The organism is Aromatoleum sp., from assembly GCF_036675785.1.
Lineage (GTDB): Bacteria > Pseudomonadota > Gammaproteobacteria > Burkholderiales > Rhodocyclaceae > Aromatoleum.
Genome location: NZ_JAKFEF010000016.1, coordinates 25,831 through 41,209 on the forward strand (window position 1 = coordinate 25,831; position 15,379 = coordinate 41,209).

The following is a 15,379-nucleotide window of genomic DNA, read 5'->3' on the forward strand; positions in this document are numbered from 1 at the left end:
TCCCGACTGTGTCTTCGGCCGCGTAATTCGCGCTTCGCCGAGGGCTGAGTGACGGAGTCGGTTCGGCGGCGCGCTCAGCCCCTTACTGCGACTCCGATTCGAGCTTTCAGCGGTTCCGCGGCTTCGCTTTGCCGGGTTTGAAGCTGCCGGGCGTGCTGCCGCGCTTGTCGCTGCCGTATCGCTTCGGTGCGGCGTTTCCGGCGGGCTTGGTCTTGTCCGGACGCCCGGCGCCGAAGCGCGGCCGCGCCGCGTCGCGTTTCGCTTCGTCGGCGTCGAGTGGCCGGATGTTCAGCTGGTGCTGCTTTACGCGGATCCGTCGCAGCGTGTCGAGGACGTCGTGGGGCAGTGCGCTCGGCAGTTCGACCGTGCTGTAATCCTCGTAGAGATTGATCTGTCCAATGTAGCGGCTTTCGATCCCCGCCTCGTTGGCGATCGCGCCGACGATGTCTTTCGGGGTCGCCTGCTGGTTGCGGCCGACCTCGATGCGGTATCGCTGGAGGTGCCCTTCGGAGAATTCGCGCCGGCGCTCGAGGATTTTTTCGCGGTTTTCGCGCGGCTCGCGGTCTGATCGGGATTCGGCACGGGGGGCCGCGAGTCGCGCGATGTCGGGGCCGGTCGACGTCGGGAGCTGCAGCGGGCGTTCGCGCTGCGCGAGGAAGGCGAGGGCCGCCGCGACGTCGTGGATGTCCGCCTTGTGGCTCGACTCGATTCCCGCGACGACGTCGGTGAAGAACGTGAGGTCTTCCGCTTCGAGGACTTCGGCGACCTGCTGACGGAAGGCGGCGACGCGCTTGTCGGCGACGGCTTCGCGCGACGGTAGCTGCAGCGCCTCGATCGGCTGGCGGGTGGCGCGCTCGATCACCTTGAGCATGCGCATCTCGCGCGGCGCGACGAACAGGATCGCGCTGCCGGCCCGCCCGGCGCGACCGGTGCGACCGATGCGGTGCACGTAGGCCTCGGTGTCGTACGGGATGTCGTAGTTGATGACGTGGCTGATGCGGGGGACGTCGAGCCCGCGCGCTGCGACGTCGGTCGCGATGACGATGTCGAGCTGGCCGCCCTTGAGTTGCTCGACGACGCGTTCGCGCAACTGCTGCGTCATGTCGCCGTTGAGCGCCGCCGCCGAGTAGCCGCGCGCCTCGAGCTTGTCGGCGAGCTCGACGGTCGCAGTTTTCGTGCGCACGAAGATGATCGCGGCGTCGAAATCCTCCTCGACTTCTAGGATGCGGGTGAGCGCGTCGAGCTTGTGGGCCACGGCGATCTGGCAGAACTTTTGGCGGATCGCCGCGACCGTGGTCGTGCTCGCCTTGATCTTGACTTCGCGCGGTTCGCGCAGATAGCGGTGCGCGACGCGCCGGATCGCGTCCGGCATCGTCGCCGAGAAAAGCGCCGTTTGCCGGGTCGGCGGCGTGTGTTCGAGGATCCACTCGACGTCGTCGATGAAGCCCATGCGCAGCATTTCATCGGCTTCATCGAGCACAAGCGCGGTCAGGCCGTCGAGATTCAGGCTCTTGCGCTCGATATGATCCATCACGCGGCCCGGCGTGCCAACGATAACCTGCGGGCCGCGGCTCAACTGGCGTAACTGGACGACCATGCTCTGCCCGCCGTAGATGGGCAGCACGTGGAAACCGGGCATTTTCTTTGCGTAGCTCTGGAATGCTTCGGCGACCTGGATTGCGAGTTCGCGCGTCGGCGTCAGTACCAGGACTTGGGGGTTCTTCAACGATAGGTCGATCCGATCGAGCAGCGGCAGCGCGAACGCGGCCGTCTTTCCGGTGCCGGTCTGGGCTTCGCCGAGCAGGTCTTGTCCGGCGAGCAGATGCGGGATGCAGGCGGCCTGAATCGGCGACGGCGTTTCATAGCCGATTTCGGACAGCGCTGCGAGCAGCGGTGCACGGAGGTCGAGTTCGGCGAAGGATTCGATCGGGGAAGTCATGGAGTCACGCAGGGAGCGAAAAGGGGTCGAGCGGCGGGCGAAGCGCGGATCGGGGCCGAGGGACGGCGAGGGCGCTTCGCGAATGCGCGCATCCTACCGAAAACCCGGCGCCGTTGCTCGGCTCGATTTGGCGGCGCTCAAGGTGACCGCGGCGGCGGGCGTTCGATTTATTGCCTCAATGGACGACCGGCCGGTCCGGAAGCTGGTTTTCGCGCGGTGGTCGCTCGTTGCCGTCGGCCGGAAAGTGGCGTTCCAGCGCGGCAGTGACGGCATCGACCGCGCGGGTAAGGCCGTCTTCGTAGCGCCCCTCGCGGAACCGGGCGCTCATGCCGGCCAGCGTCTTTTCCCACTCGGCGTCGGGGACGTGGCGCGCGAGGCCGCGGTCGTCGACGATCTCGATGCGGTGTTCGGCGAGTTGGAGATAGATCAGCACGCCGTTGTTCAATTCGGTATCCCAGACGCCGAGCTTGCCGAACAGGGTGAGGGCGCGTTCGTGTACGACCTGTTCCATCGGCATGTGCTGTCGGAGATGACGCCATAGGTAGCTCGTCGGCAGCCTCGCTTCGACGCAGACGCAAATTTCGCCCAGATGACGCCGCTCGCTCGCGTGGATGCGCGCTTCGATGCGGTCGAGCGTTCCGGCGCCGAGCGTGCGCTCGACGTCGCCGGCGTCGAGCCAGAAATGGCGCATCAAATGCAGCACGCGCTTCATCGCCGAGCTCGCCCGTCAGTCGTTTCCGTTCGGCCCCGGGTCCGAACGTCGTGTTGCCCCGCGTCGCCGATCTCTCGCGGCATGACTACCAACCTCCCGAAGCGCCGCCGCCGCCGAAACTGCCGCCGCCTCCCGAACTGAATCCGCCCCCGCCGCGGAAGCCGCCCCCACCCCCGCCTCCGCCCCAGATGATCGGCCCGCCGAAGCCGCCTCCGCGACCGCCGCGTCCTCCGCCCCCGATCCCGAGTGCGAGGACGAAGACGAAGGCGAACACGGCGACGACGAGCCCGAGCAGCAGGCTCCCGAGCAACAGCTTCGTCAGCAGGGCGGCGAGGCCGGAGGTCGCAAGCGCCCCGATCTTCCGTCCGAGCATCCCGACGAGCACCGCGCCGGCGACGGGCACGCCGAGAAACAGGAACACCGCGAGGTCGCTGAGCGACAGCGCGTCGCTGCGGGCGGATTGTGGTTCGGGGAGCGGCAGGTTTTCGCCGCGGACGCGGGCCATCAGCGCTTCGACACCGGCGTTCAGGCCCTCGGCGAAATCCCCTTCGCGGAACGCGGGGGTGATCGCACGATCGATGATATGGAACGCGGCGAGGTCGGGAATCGCGCCTTCGAGTGCCCGCGCGACCTCGATCCGCACCCGCCGGTCGTCCTTTGCGACGACCATCAGGACGCCGTCGCCGACGTGCCGCCGCCCGATCTTCCATTCGTCGGCGACCCTGAACGTATAGGCCGCGATGTCTTCCGGCGCGGTCGTCGCGACGATCAGGATGGCGATCTGGGCGCCGCGCTCGGCCTCGAATTGCGCGAGCTTCGCTTCGAGCGCCTGCACTTCGGAAGCGTCGAGCGTGCCGGTGCGATCCATGACCCGTGCGGTCAGCGGAGGGACCGATTGCACGGCCTGCGCGTGCACGAGGCCCGGCGACAGCGGGGCGAGCACGAACCATGCGAGAACGAGCACGAGCCAGCCGACCGCGCGGCCTTTCAGGCGATCGGCGCAGTGCGGATTAGCGCGGAACGGCAGTTCGCCAGGGAGGTGCAGACGGCTCATCACGGCGGGCTCGTTGGATGCCGGCAGAAGGAAGGACGCCGAGGTGCATCGTGCGGCAATCGGAAGCCGGGAGCTCAGCGCTGGCTCTTCGTGCCGAAGTCGACCGTCGGCGGGCGCGAGATCTCCTGTTCATTCTCCACCGTGAATCCCGCCTTCGGATCGTAATTGAAGATCATCGCGGTCAGATTCGTCGGAAAGCTGCGCGCGAGCACGTTGTATTCCTGGATGGTCTGGATGTACTTGTTCCGGGCGACGGTGATGCGGTTCTCGGTGCCTTCCAGCTGCACCCGCAGATCCTGGAAGCCCTGGTTCGCCTTGAGGTTCGGGTAATTCTCGGCGACCGCCAGCAGTCGCGACAGGGCACCGCCGAGTTGTCCTTGCGCCTGCTGGAACCGCGCCATCGCCTGCGGGTCGTCGAGCATTTCGGGCGTGACCTGGATCGACGTCGCGCGCGCGCGCGCTTCGATGACCCGGGTCAGCGTTTCCTGCTCGAAATTCGCCTCACCCTTCACGGTGCTGACGAGGTTGGGAATCAGGTCGGCCCGCCGTTGGTACTGGTTCAACACTTCGGCCCATGCCGCCTTGCTCTGCTCGTCGAGGCGCTGGAAATCGTTGTAGCCGCAGCCGGTGAGGCCAAACATGGCGATCGCGGAAACGATCAGCGCAAAGCGGCGGAAAAAAATATGCGCGAACATGTCGGTGCAGTCCTCCAACGGGTAGCCCGCGGCAGCGGTATCTCGCACGAAGCGAGGCTTTGATTTCCTCACCTGTGCATCATAAGGCCGACGACCCGCGCCGCATCGATTTTTGAGTGTCGGTCGAGGAGGATGCGACCGGGGGAACGTGTTCCGTTTGATCTCGGTGTTTCCCGCTCGCCGAACGTCCTTCGATGCGATGCCTCGAAGTCGGGGTCCGGGACAATCGTCTCGAGTTCGACTACGCTGCGTAACACGCGATCGTCCGAAATCAGCGCGCCGCGTTCCTCTTTCCGACCGGGCGGAGGAAGTTGCGCGCGCCCGATCTCACACCCCCTGCTTCAGACTCGCCCCGATGAAGTCGTCTAGGTCGCCGTCGAGCACCGCCTGCGTGTTGCCGACTTCGTAATTCGTGCGCAGGTCCTTGATCCGCGACTGGTCGAGGACGTAGGAACGGATCTGATGCCCCCAGCCGATGTCGCTCTTGGAGTCCTCGAGCTTCTGCTGTTCGGCCTGACGCTTGCGCAGTTCCAGTTCGTACAGGCGGGCCTTCAGCATCGACATCGCTTCGGCCTTGTTCTTGTGCTGCGAGCGGTCGTTCTGGCACTGCACGACGACGCCGGTCGGCTCGTGTGTAATGCGCACCGCGGAGTCCGTCTTGTTGATGTGCTGGCCGCCGGCGCCCGACGCGCGGTAGGTGTCGATGCGCAGGTCCGCCGGGTTGATGTCGATCTCGATCGAGTCGTCGACTTCGGGGTAGACGAACACCGACGAGAAACTCGTGTGACGTCGCGCGTTGGAGTCGAACGGACTCTTGCGCACGAGACGGTGGATGCCGGTTTCGGTGCGCAGGAAGCCGTACGCGTAGTCGCCGCTGACCTTGATCGTCGCGCCCTTGATGCCGGCGACTTCGCCTTCGGACTCTTCCATTACCTCGACGTTGAAGCCCTTGCGCTCGCAATATCGCAGGTACATGCGTTCGAGCATGCCCGCCCAGTCCTGGGCTTCCGTGCCGCCGGCGCCTGCCTGGATTTCGATGAAGCAGGGGTTCGGATCCATCGGATTCGAGAACATGCGGCGGAATTCGAGGGTGTGCACCTTCGCTTCGAGCGGTGCGAGATCGGTCTCGACCGCGGTGAGCGTGTCCTCGTCGTCCTCGGCTTGCGCGAGATCGAATAGGTCCTTCAGGTCGATCGACATCTGCTCGATGTCGCGCAGGTTATGCACGATGTCTTCGAGCTGGCGCTTTTCCTTGCCGAGTTCCTGCGCCTTCTCGGCGTTGTTCCAGACCGCGGGGTCTTCGAGGGCGCGCGTTACTTCTTCGAGCTTCGACGATTTCTCGTCGTAGTCAAAGATACCTCCGGAGTTCGCGACCGCGCGCGCGCAGGTCGTCGAGTTGCTGGGCGATGGCGTTGAGGCGTTCGGCTTCCATACGGCACTCCGGAAAATCGGGAAAGCCGGAGAGTATACCCGTGCGGTGCCGCTACGCGGGACAGAATCTCGGGCGTGGGGCAGGCATCGCAGGGCGCTTCGAGCCGCGCTTTACCGGCCTGCCCGATTAGGGAAAGGGAACGGACGGGCTGATCGTGCTGCAACGCGATCCGACCGACTCCCGAATTTCATGCTGCACAAATGAAAACGGCGACCGTTGGGTGGCCGCCGTGGTTTCACAGGCGAACTGCAATGCCGGCGATCAGAAGCGGTAGCCGACGCCGACCATGTACACCCACGGGTTGATATCGATGTCGACTTCGACCTTGCCGAGCGCAGAATGGCGCGCAGTCGCCACGCCGTCGATGTCGATGCGCCACACGGCAGCGTTGAGAATAACCTTGTCGGTCAGCATGTAGTCGAGGCCCGCCTGGAGTGCGAGGCCCCACGAGCTCTCACGATCGAGATGGGAGAATCCTTGTGCCTTGCGTGCGCTGGTCAGCTCTTCATTGAAGAACGTCGTGTAGTTAATGCCGGCGCCGATGTAAGGCTGCCACTTCGACGAGGAGTCCAACGGGAAATATTGCAGCGACAGCGTCGGCGGGAGCTGCTCGATCGTCGAGAGCTGGCCGTCGAGACCGCCTCCGATTCCTTTCAAGCCGACTTCGTGCTTGAACGGGGTTGCGGCGAGGAGTTCGATGCCGACATGATCGCGGATCATGTACGACAGCGTCAGACCGAGTTGCGTGTCGCTGTCAACGGTGGCTTTGGACCCGGGGATTTTGCCTGTCGCCGTGGTGGAGACACTCGAATCGTCGACCGTCGGATCGACCATGATTGCGCCGGCTCGCACGATCATGTCGCCTTGTTTGTATGCCTGAGCGAGGGGGCTTGCGAGGGTCAGGGCCAGCATCGAGGACAAGAGAACGGAACGTTTCACGGCTTGCTCCTTTTGTATGAAAGCTTTGCCGTTGATTTTAACCATTTTTTTAGAGTGGTTATGTGCGCTGCACAAAAATGTTCTTTTCGGTGTATTGATAAATTTGATGCTGGTCGGCTCTACGCGATGACGTACGCGGTTTTTGCGCGCGGAATCACTGGGACTCGAAATGTTCGAGCATCAGTTGCAGGCTCGTCACGCCGTTGTATTCGTTCGGGGCAAGCCGATAGGCCGCGTGGATGTTCGCGCCTGCGCCGTCCGCCCAATTGAAACGGATCGCATCGAAGCGCGCGCCGTTCTTCGAGAGCTGCAGCTTCAGATGCTTGTCCTTCAGCAGTCGCTGGTTTTCCACGCGGAACCGGTCGTCGAACACCGGGGCGGCAAACCCCTGGCCCCAGACGTCCTGTTCGATCAGTCGTGCGGAGTCGAGGGTCATGTAGCCGGTTTCGAGCGCGCCATCGGTTTCGAGGGTCCGGGTGAGATCCGCCGGGTTTACGAGCGATTGCACGGTTTCCTCGAACACTGACTGGAAGCGCGCGTACTCGGTCTCCCGGATCGTGAGCCCCGCTGCCATCGCGTGGCCGCCGAACCGCAGGATCAGGTCAGGATGCTGCTTCGCGACAAGATCGAGCGCGTCGCGCAGGTGCAGGCTGGGAATCGAACGTCCCGATCCCTTCAACTCGCCCTCGGCGCCGCGGGCAAACGCGACGACGGGTCGATGCAGCTTTTCCTTGATGCGCCCGGCGACGATGCCGATGACGCCCTGGTGCCAGTCCGGTTCGAACATGCTGACGGTTGCCGTTTGTCCCGGGTCGAAGCCGGCGAGGCGCATCAGCGCGTCTTCCTGCATGCCCTGTTCGATGCCGCGCCGCTCGCGGTTCAGTTTGTCGAGTTCCTGCGCGATGTTCAGCGCGCGGCCCATGTCGTCGGTGATCAGGCACTCGATGCCGAGGCTCATGTCCGACAGTCGCCCGGCGGCGTTCAGGCGCGGTCCGAGCGCGAAGCCGAGGTCGAACGTGCTCGCGCGCTCCGCCTCGCGCCCGGCTGCGGCGAACAGCGCCCGAATTCCGGCGTTCGTCCGGCCGGCCCGCATCCGAGCAAGTCCTTGGGCAACCAGGATGCGATTGTTGTGGTCGAGCTTGACGACGTCGGCGACCGTGCCGAGCGCGACGAGGTCGAGCAGTTCGCCGAGGTTCGGCTCCTGGCGACCGGCGAATGCGCCGCGTTCGCGCAGCTCGGCGCGCAGCGCGAGCATCGTGTAGAACATCACGCCGACCCCTGCCAGCGATTTGCTCGGGAAGTCGCAGCCGGGCTGATTCGGATTGACGATGACGTCGGCTTCGGGCAGCGCGTCGCCGGGGAGGTGGTGGTCGGTGATCAGCGTCGCCATCCCGTAGCTGCGCGCCGCGGCGACGCCTTCGACGCTGGCAATGCCGTTGTCGACGGTGATCAGCACGTCCGGCTGCATCCGTGCCGCGAGTTCGACGATTGCCGGCGTGAGTCCGTAGCCGTATTCGAAGCGATTGGGCACGAGATAGCCGACGTCGGCGCCGAACGCGCGCAAGGCGCGAACGCCGACGGCGCAGGCGGTCGCGCCGTCGCAGTCGTAGTCCGCGACGATCACCATTCGCGCCCCGGCCTCGATTGCGTCGGCGAGGAGCTGGGCTGCCTCGTGTGTGCCGCGTAGCGCCGCCGGCGGGAGCAGGGCCTTGAGCGCGTAGTCGAGTTCGGCGCGTCGCGTGATGCCGCGCGCGGCATAGATGCGGGCGAGCAGGGGATGCGTGCCGTCGTCGATGAGGCGTTGAACGGAGCGGGACGGGGCGCTGCGAGATTGGATGCGGGTCATCGGTCAGGGCGGTATGGGGCGCTGTCGGCCGCACCGGAAGCGGGCGCGACGGTTGGGGCGAGGGACGCGAGCAGCGCTTCGAACGCGATCGGCTGGCGCCAGAACTTCCAGCGGTCGCCGGAACGGACTTCGAGTTCGACCGTGTTGCGGTCGCCCGGAGCCGTGAGGGTCAGGGTCCCCAAGCGCCCGTTGCGAAGCGCCGCGGCGAGGGGCGCGAACCAGTCGCGTTCGACGCTCGCAAGATTCGCGCGCCATGCGTCGAGGTCGAGTTGGCGCGCGGCGGGGAGCAGGGTGTCGAGCACGATGACGGTGTCCTGCTGCAGCGCGGAGGCCGCGTCGGGCGGCATCGGTTCGACCGTGCCAGCCCGTGCGAGGCCGCGCGCAAGCGGTTCGAGCGACTGCACCGCGGGCGGCGGTGCCACCGAGTCCGGATCGAGCGTTCCTGCGCCCCAGAACCACAGGCTGTTGGCCGTGCGCCGGCCAGCCGCTTCCCGTGCCTGGTTGACCGGGTGGTTGTGCAGCAGAACCTGGGCTTCGTTCATCGTGCGCTGCCACAGGCGCGCATCGTCGCCCTCCGGCAGGAAGTGGCGAATCGGGCGGCCGATGACGTCATGTAGCGGAAACAGCTTCGCCGCGGTCGGTTTCGCAAGCCGCAGATACCAGCGGGTCGACGTGCAGGCCTCGAAGCGGCCGAGATCCTGGAAGACCTCGTTGAGCGTTTCGATCAGCGCGTCGATTTCGGCGCCGGTCAGTTCGTCGATGGGGAAATCGTTCAACAGCAGGTGTTCGCGCGCGAACGAGAGATTGACCGGGTCCGCGCAGAGCCACCCGGCGTCAGCGCCGGCTTCTTCAGCCGCGCCGGTAGTTTCGCCGAGGCGACGCAGTGCGGCCAGCGGAAGCGGGGCCTGCGCGTCGGCAGCTGCGGCGAGGCCGAGTATCCGGGCGAGCTGCCGGTCGAGCGGTTCGAAGTCGCGGACCCGTCGCTGTCCGAGGCCGAGCAGCCGCGCGAGTGCGGGAAGTTCGAGACCTGAAGCGGGATTTGTCAGCGAAGCGCCGGGCCAGAGCAGGCCGGGAATGACGAGATGAATCTGCATGGGGCTACCGGGCGAAGAGCGAGGCGAGTCTAGCACAGCGGATAGCGGCAGACGCCGCGCGAGGCCGGGTCGCCGGACGATCCGGCCGGGCGGCGCCGTTCGTCAGAGCTTCTTCGCCCACGCGACGCAATAGCCGTTCGGCGACACCTCGGTGTCACCCGGGAAAATCATGCAGCCTCCCGGGGCGTCCGCCGACTTGCCCGGCACGAACAGATTGCAGGTCGCGCAGCGATTCTCGCCTTCCGGAGTGTCCCGGTACTTCATCGAGGCGCGCATTCCCTCGTTCCTGGCAGCGACGGCCACGACGGGAATCATGGCGAGGGTGAGGCCGGCGGCCTTGAGCATTGTGCGACGGGAAGGATTCATCAGTCGGTCTCCAATAAAGGGCCCCGGAGCGGGGGTGTCTAACATACCATAAGCATATCTACCGCTATTGAAAATGCTTCACGTATATTGCTGCGCGCGCAGCTGTGACGATGTTGTCGGGCGACTGGCCGCGGGGTATCGCGCGCGAATGGGGGCGCCGTGCGGCAGCTATTTTCGTGATCCGGTCGGACGTGCGATCGCTTCACCGGTCGGCTTCCGGCAGAATGGCGCCTTTTCGCCCCCGCCCTCCCGATGCGATACGAATTCCTGGTCGGTCTGCGCTATACCCGGTCGCGCAAGCGTGCGCAGGGGCGCAACCGCTTCATTTCCTTCATTTCGCTGGTGTCGATGCTGGGCACCGGCCTCGGCGTCGCCGCGCTGATCGTCGTGTTGTCCGTGATGAACGGCTTCCAGGAGGAATTGCGCACGCGGATCCTCGGCGTCGCGTCCCACGCGCAGGTGTCGGGCTTCGACGGCGAGCTCGACGCCTGGCAGCAGGTCGCCGATCAGGCGGCGCGCCATCCCGACGTCGTCGCCGCGGCGCCGTACATCCAGGAGCAAGGGATGCTGTCGTTCGATCAGGCAGTACGCGGCACGCTCGTGCGCGGCGTGTTGCCTGCGGCGGAAGACCGCGTCGCCGATTTCGCGCGGCACATGCGCTCGGGCAGCCTAGACGCGCTCCAGCCGGGGCGCTTCGGGATTGTCCTCGGACGCGACCTCGCGTTCACGCTGCAGGCGCAGCTCGGCGACAAGGTCACGTTGATCGCGCCGCAGGGCCTCGTGACGCCGGCGGCCGTGCTGCCGCGCGTCAAACAGTTCGAGGTCGTGGGCATCTTCGAGGCGGGGATGTTCGAGTACGACTCGGGGCTCGCGCTGATCCACCTGCAGGACGCGCAGGCGCTCTATCGCATGGGTGAGCGCGTCAGCGGCGTGCGGCTCAAGCTCAATGATCTCTTCGCGGCGCCGCGTGTCGCGCGCGAACTTCCCGGTTTCATCGACGAAAACGTGATGGTGACCGACTGGACGCGCAGTCACGCGAATTTCTTCCGCGCCGTCGCGCTCGAAAAAACGATGATGACCGTGATCCTGTTCCTGATCGTCGCCGTCGCCGCATTCAACATCGTGTCGACGCTCGTGATGGCGGTGCAGGAGAAATATGCGGACATCGCAATCCTGCGCACCCTCGGCGCGAGCCCGCGCTCGATCATGGCGATCTTCGTGCTGCAGGGCGCGATTATCGGGCTCGTCGGACTGGCGGCCGGCGTCGCCGGCGGGCTGCTGCTGGCGAACAACCTCGATGTCGTGATCCCGGCGCTCGAAGGGATCACCGGTGCGACGTTGTGGAACAAGGAGGTCTATTACATCAGCGAGTTGCCGTCCAAGGTTCTGCCCGCCGACGTCGTCACGATCGTGTCGGTCTCGTTCGTGCTGACGCTGATCGCGACGCTGTACCCGAGCTGGCGAGCTTCTCGCGTGAACCCCGCGGAGGCGCTGCGTTATGAGTGAGCCGATGGACGAAAACGTATTGTCCTGCGACGGATTGTCCAAAACTTTCCGCGAAGGCGCCGATGCGGTGCAGGTGCTCGACGGGGTGACGCTCGAGATTCCCCGCGGCGACCGCCTCGCGATCGTCGGCGCCTCCGGTTCGGGCAAGAGCACGCTGCTGCATCTGCTCGGCGGACTCGATGTGCCGTCGGCCGGAGCGGTGCGGCTGATGGGACGCGATTTTTCCAGGATGTCGGACGCCGAGCGCGGCCGTGCGCGCAACGAGGCGCTCGGTTTCGTGTACCAGTTCCATCATCTGCTGCCCGAATTTTCGGCCGTCGAGAACGTCGCGATGCCGTTGTATATCCGGCGCATGGACCGGGAGGCGGCAGATGAGCGGGCAGTCGCGATGTTGAAGGAAGTCGGGCTCGGGCACCGGCTCGATCACACGCCGGGGGAGCTTTCCGGCGGCGAGCGCCAGCGCGCTGCGATCGCGCGCGCGCTGGTGACGCAGCCCACCTGTGTGCTCGCCGACGAGCCCACCGGCAATCTGGATCGGCACACGGCGGAAGATGTGTTCGACCTGATGCTGAGCCTCAACGAGCGGCTGGCGACGAGCTTCATCATCGTGACCCACGATGAAACCCTTGCCCGGCGCGCCCGGCGAACGCTGCGCCTCGAAGACGGCCGGCTCGCCTGAGGGATGTGCGATTCAACCGGCGCCGCTGCGCCGGTTACGCCGTCCGTGCCAGGTGCGGATCAACCAGATCCGCCACGCCGCCTTCACGCCGACATAGCCGATCACAGACAGGCTCGCGGCGAGCAGGATCAGGCCGAGCGCAAGCGGCTTGCCGAGACCGGCCATCCATTCGACCACCAGGTGGATCCACTCGGTGAGGCCGAGGTCGCCGAGTTCGGGCGGCGGGGCGAAATGCATGCCTTCGAGTCCCATCGCCCAGCCGCCCATCTTGTACGCGAGCAGGTATAGCGGGACGATCGTCAGCGGATTGGAATACAGCGTCGTGACGAGCGCGAGCGGAAGGTTGACGCGGAATATCAGGCAGAAGATCGCCGCGCCCAGCATCTGCAGCGGTCCCGGAATCATTCCGCAGAAGAGTCCGACCGCGAAGCCGCCCGCTGCGGAATGACGGTTGAGGTGCCACAGCCGCGGGTGCAGCAGCGTGCCCGCGAACGGCCGGAACCAGCGGTTCGCGTAAATCGTGTCGTGATCCGGCAGAAATCGCTTGAGGGTCTTGCGCATGGGGCTCCCGGCAGAGGTGCGATTCTACGGGCCGGCCTCGGCAAACCCAAATTCGCCCGTGCCCTTGTCGCGGTTCCACATCGGCAGGCATCATTCGGTTTATGCGAACGTCAATCATCGCCTTCGCGCTCGGCGTGTGGCTGTGCCAGCGGCTGCCTGTCCTGCCGGGCCCGGGTTGGATGTTGATCGCATCGTCGATTTCGATCGCGGTCGGCATGGTCGTCCTTCGCGTGGATCGAACCGACCGGCGGCGAAGGGCGGTCGTCTGTCTGCTGGCCCTCGCGGTCGGCATTCTATGGGCCGCGGTGCGGGCACATCTGCGGTTGTCCGACGAGTTGCCGATGCACCTGGAAGGGCGCGACGTCGTCGTCATTGGTGTCGTCGACGAACTGCCGCAGCGCCTGGAGGGAGGTGTGCGGTTCGTGCTGCGTGTCGAGTCGTCGGCCGAGCCGGTTCCGCCGCGGATCCTGCTGTCCTGGTACGGTGCGAGAGGACGTCGGGGCGAGCAGACGGACGACGGCGGCGAGCCGCCGGACGTCCATGCCGGCGAGCGATGGAAACTCGCGGTGCGACTGAAGCGCCCGCACGGTTTCGCGAATCCGGACGGGTTCGATTACGAGGCATGGCTGCTGGAGCGGGGCGCGCGTGCGACCGGGTCCGTGCGCGGGAAGCGGGAAAACGTTCTTCTCGATCCGCTCGTACAGGGCCCGATGGTTTTCGTCCATCGCCTGCGGGAATCGATCCGCGAGCGATTTCTTGCGACCCTCCCGGACGCGGAGTACGCCGGCGTCCTCGTTGCGCTCGCGATCGGCGATCAGAACGGCATTCCCCAGGCGCAGTGGACGGTGTTCCGCAAGACGGGCATCTCGCACCTGGTCAGCATCTCCGGGCTCCACGTCTCCCTCGCCGGTTTGATGGTCGGCGGTCTCGTCGGCTGGTGCTGGCGGCGCGTGCCGCGACTGACGCTGCGATGTCCGGCGCGCAAGGCGGCGGCGGTCGCGGGACTCGCCGTAGCGGCCGGCTACGCACTGCTCGCGGGCCTCGGGATTCCGACGCAACGCTCGCTGATCATGCTGGCGGTGGTTGCGGCGGCGATGCTGCTCGGGCGCGAGACGGCCGGAAGCCGGGTCATCGCGGCCGCGTTGCTGGGCGTGCTGATTGTCGATCCCTGGGCGGTGCTGTCGGCCGGGTTCTGGCTGTCGTTCGGCGCGGTCGCAGTCATCCTCTACCTGCTCTCGGGGCGGCTGCAGCGGGCGTCGGGCTGGCGCGCCGCGGTCGTCACGCAGATCGGCATCACCGTTGCGACGATCCCCGCGTTGCTCGTGCTGTTCAACGCCTTCTCGCTGGTGTCGCCGGTCGCCAATGCGTTAGCGATTCCGCTCGTCAGCTTCCTCGTCACGCCGCTTGCGCTGCTCGCAATCGGGTTGCCCCACGCGTCGATCCTCGAACTCGCGCACTGGCTCACAGGGCTGATGATGGGGGCGCTCGAATGGCTTGGGGCGTTGCCGTTCGCGATGTGGCAACAGGCCGCGCCGCCCCCGCTGCTCGCCGCCGCCGGCGTGATCGGAGTCGCCTGGCTGATGTTGCCGCGTGGCACGCCGGGGCGTTACGCCGGCGCGCTCGCGGTGTTGCCGATGCTGACCTGGTCGCCGCCGCGCCCGGCCGAAGGCGAGTTCCGGGTGACGGTGCTGGACGTCGGACACGGTCTCGCGGTGCACGTGCAGACCGCGGAGCATGATCTCGTCTACGACGCGGGTCCGACGTACGGGCCGGGCGCCGATGCGGGAAGCCGCGTGATCCTTCCGTATCTCGCGGCCAGCGGCATTACGCGACTCGACCGGCTCCTTATCTCGCACGACGATCTCGATCACACCGGCGGCATGGGTGCGCTGCTCGATGGCGTGCGGGTGCTCGGCGTGACGTCCAATCTGCCCGAGGACCGCGTGCGCGAGTTGGACGTTGTCGCCGCCTTACCTTGCCAGGCGGGGGAGCGGTGGCGTTGGGACGGCGTGGACTTCGAGGTCCTTCATCCCGTGCCCGACAGGCCACCCCAAGGCGACAATGACGGGTCGTGTGTACTGAAGATCGTGGCACCGGGAGCATCCGCGCTGCTCACGGGCGACATCGAGCGCTCCGCCGAGCGCAGTCTCGTCGCGCGCTCTGGCCCGAAGCTCGCGAGCGACGTCGTCGTCGTGCCCCATCACGGCAGCCGCTCGTCCTCGAGCCCAGCGTTCGTCGAGGCGGTCGGCGCGGAAGTCGCGGTCTTTTCCGTCGGCAATCTCAATCCGTTTCGACATCCTCATCCGGCGGTGTGGGCACGCTGGGACGCGTCCGGGGCACGCCCCTGGCGCACCGACAGCCAGGGAGCGGTGCGTATCGATGTGACGGCCGACGGCGTGCGTACGAGCGCACAGCGGATGCTCGACGCGCGTTACTGGCACGGGCACTGAGGTCCGACGTCGGCGGGATGCGACTTCGTACCGTTCTGCTGCGTCGGTGAGCGGAGCAAACGGCGGGGCCGAGAAGGTTCATGCAGGCGTGTTGCGACGGCGGGCG

At 66.2% G+C, this 15,379-nt stretch carries 13 protein-coding genes; 3 read left to right on the forward strand and 10 right to left on the reverse strand.

Annotation, left to right across the window (positions count from 1 at the left end; translation table 11 throughout):
• Positions 1-106: 106 nt before the first annotated feature.
• From V6M37_RS03795 to V6M37_RS03835, 9 genes are all read right to left on the reverse strand, one after another.
• The gene (locus V6M37_RS03795; protein WP_332671157.1) at positions 107-1,939 is read right to left on the reverse strand and encodes a DEAD/DEAH box helicase; all 1,833 of its coding nucleotides are present in this window, start codon (positions 1,937-1,939) and stop codon (positions 107-109) included.
• Between the two features lie 175 nt (positions 1,940-2,114).
• Positions 2,115-2,651, reverse strand: coding sequence for a TPM domain-containing protein (locus V6M37_RS03800; RefSeq protein ID WP_332671158.1), 537 nt, complete (start codon positions 2,649-2,651; stop codon positions 2,115-2,117).
• A gap of 85 nt (positions 2,652-2,736) precedes the next feature.
• On the reverse strand, positions 2,737-3,705 hold the full coding sequence (locus V6M37_RS03805; RefSeq protein ID WP_332671160.1) for a TPM domain-containing protein: 969 nt from the start codon (positions 3,703-3,705) through the stop codon (positions 2,737-2,739).
• A 74-nt stretch (positions 3,706-3,779) separates the two neighbouring features.
• Positions 3,780-4,400, reverse strand: coding sequence for a LemA family protein (locus V6M37_RS03810; protein ID WP_442880990.1), 621 nt, complete (start codon positions 4,398-4,400; stop codon positions 3,780-3,782).
• A 327-nt stretch (positions 4,401-4,727) separates the two neighbouring features.
• A protein-coding gene (gene prfB, locus V6M37_RS03815) for a peptide chain release factor 2 (RefSeq protein ID WP_332671161.1) occupies positions 4,728-5,832 on the reverse strand; the annotation gives its coding sequence in 2 pieces (ribosomal slippage) (positions 4,728-5,750 and positions 5,752-5,832; 1,104 coding nt in all).
• 261 nt (positions 5,833-6,093) lie between these two features.
• On the reverse strand, positions 6,094-6,771 hold the full coding sequence (locus V6M37_RS03820; protein ID WP_332671162.1) for an OmpW/AlkL family protein: 678 nt from the start codon (positions 6,769-6,771) through the stop codon (positions 6,094-6,096).
• A 154-nt stretch (positions 6,772-6,925) separates the two neighbouring features.
• Positions 6,926-8,617, reverse strand: coding sequence for a single-stranded-DNA-specific exonuclease RecJ (recJ, locus tag V6M37_RS03825; RefSeq protein WP_332671164.1), 1,692 nt, complete (start codon positions 8,615-8,617; stop codon positions 6,926-6,928).
• Positions 8,614-9,711: a hypothetical protein gene (locus V6M37_RS03830; RefSeq protein WP_332671165.1), complete on the reverse strand. Its 1,098-nt coding sequence runs from the start codon at positions 9,709-9,711 to the stop codon at positions 8,614-8,616. Before V6M37_RS03830 ends, recJ begins: the two co-directional genes overlap by 4 nt.
• A gap of 102 nt (positions 9,712-9,813) precedes the next feature.
• Positions 9,814-10,077 (reverse strand): high-potential iron-sulfur protein, encoded by a 264-nt coding sequence (locus V6M37_RS03835; protein WP_332671166.1) that lies wholly within the window; start codon positions 10,075-10,077, stop codon positions 9,814-9,816.
• 252 nt (positions 10,078-10,329) lie between these two features.
• Between V6M37_RS03835 and V6M37_RS03840 the strand changes: the two genes are divergently transcribed.
• Both V6M37_RS03840 and lolD read left to right on the forward strand, forming a co-directional pair.
• Positions 10,330-11,583, forward strand: coding sequence for a lipoprotein-releasing ABC transporter permease subunit (locus tag V6M37_RS03840; protein WP_332671168.1), 1,254 nt, complete (start codon positions 10,330-10,332; stop codon positions 11,581-11,583).
• Positions 11,576-12,262 carry a lipoprotein-releasing ABC transporter ATP-binding protein LolD gene (gene lolD / locus V6M37_RS03845; RefSeq protein WP_332671169.1) on the forward strand — a complete coding sequence of 229 codons (687 nt, stop codon included), beginning with the start codon at positions 11,576-11,578 and terminating at the stop codon, positions 12,260-12,262. The genes V6M37_RS03840 and lolD overlap by 8 nt, the downstream gene beginning before the upstream one ends.
• 12 nt (positions 12,263-12,274) lie before the next feature.
• On the opposite strand, the gene V6M37_RS03850 is transcribed toward lolD, so the two are convergent.
• Complete coding sequence (locus V6M37_RS03850) at positions 12,275-12,823, reverse strand: DUF2062 domain-containing protein (protein ID WP_332671171.1); 549 nt, start codon at positions 12,821-12,823, stop codon at positions 12,275-12,277.
• A gap of 101 nt (positions 12,824-12,924) precedes the next feature.
• Here V6M37_RS03850 and V6M37_RS03855 point away from each other — a divergent pair, with 101 nt between their 5' ends.
• Positions 12,925-15,273 carry a DNA internalization-related competence protein ComEC/Rec2 gene (locus V6M37_RS03855; protein WP_332671172.1) on the forward strand — a complete coding sequence of 783 codons (2,349 nt, stop codon included), beginning with the start codon at positions 12,925-12,927 and terminating at the stop codon, positions 15,271-15,273.
• The last annotated feature ends 106 nt before the right edge of the window (positions 15,274-15,379 follow it).

Coding starts and splice junctions, on each gene's coding strand:
- V6M37_RS03835 (WP_332671166.1), bottom strand. CDS start 10,077: ATGAATCCTTCCCGTCGCACAATGCTCAAGGCCGCCGGCCTCACCCTC.
- V6M37_RS03830 (WP_332671165.1), bottom strand. CDS start 9,711: ATGCAGATTCATCTCGTCATTCCCGGCCTGCTCTGGCCCGGCGCTTCG.
- recJ (WP_332671164.1), bottom strand. CDS start 8,617: ATGACCCGCATCCAATCTCGCAGCGCCCCGTCCCGCTCCGTTCAACGC.
- V6M37_RS03855 (WP_332671172.1), top strand. CDS start 12,925: ATGCGAACGTCAATCATCGCCTTCGCGCTCGGCGTGTGGCTGTGCCAG.
- V6M37_RS03800 (WP_332671158.1), bottom strand. CDS start 2,651: ATGAAGCGCGTGCTGCATTTGATGCGCCATTTCTGGCTCGACGCCGGC.
- lolD (WP_332671169.1), top strand. CDS start 11,576: ATGAGTGAGCCGATGGACGAAAACGTATTGTCCTGCGACGGATTGTCC.
- V6M37_RS03810 (WP_442880990.1), bottom strand. CDS start 4,400: ATGTTCGCGCATATTTTTTTCCGCCGCTTTGCGCTGATCGTTTCCGCG.
- V6M37_RS03840 (WP_332671168.1), top strand. CDS start 10,330: ATGCGATACGAATTCCTGGTCGGTCTGCGCTATACCCGGTCGCGCAAG.
- V6M37_RS03805 (WP_332671160.1), bottom strand. CDS start 3,705: ATGAGCCGTCTGCACCTCCCTGGCGAACTGCCGTTCCGCGCTAATCCG.
- V6M37_RS03850 (WP_332671171.1), bottom strand. CDS start 12,823: ATGCGCAAGACCCTCAAGCGATTTCTGCCGGATCACGACACGATTTAC.
- V6M37_RS03795 (WP_332671157.1), bottom strand. CDS start 1,939: ATGACTTCCCCGATCGAATCCTTCGCCGAACTCGACCTCCGTGCACCG.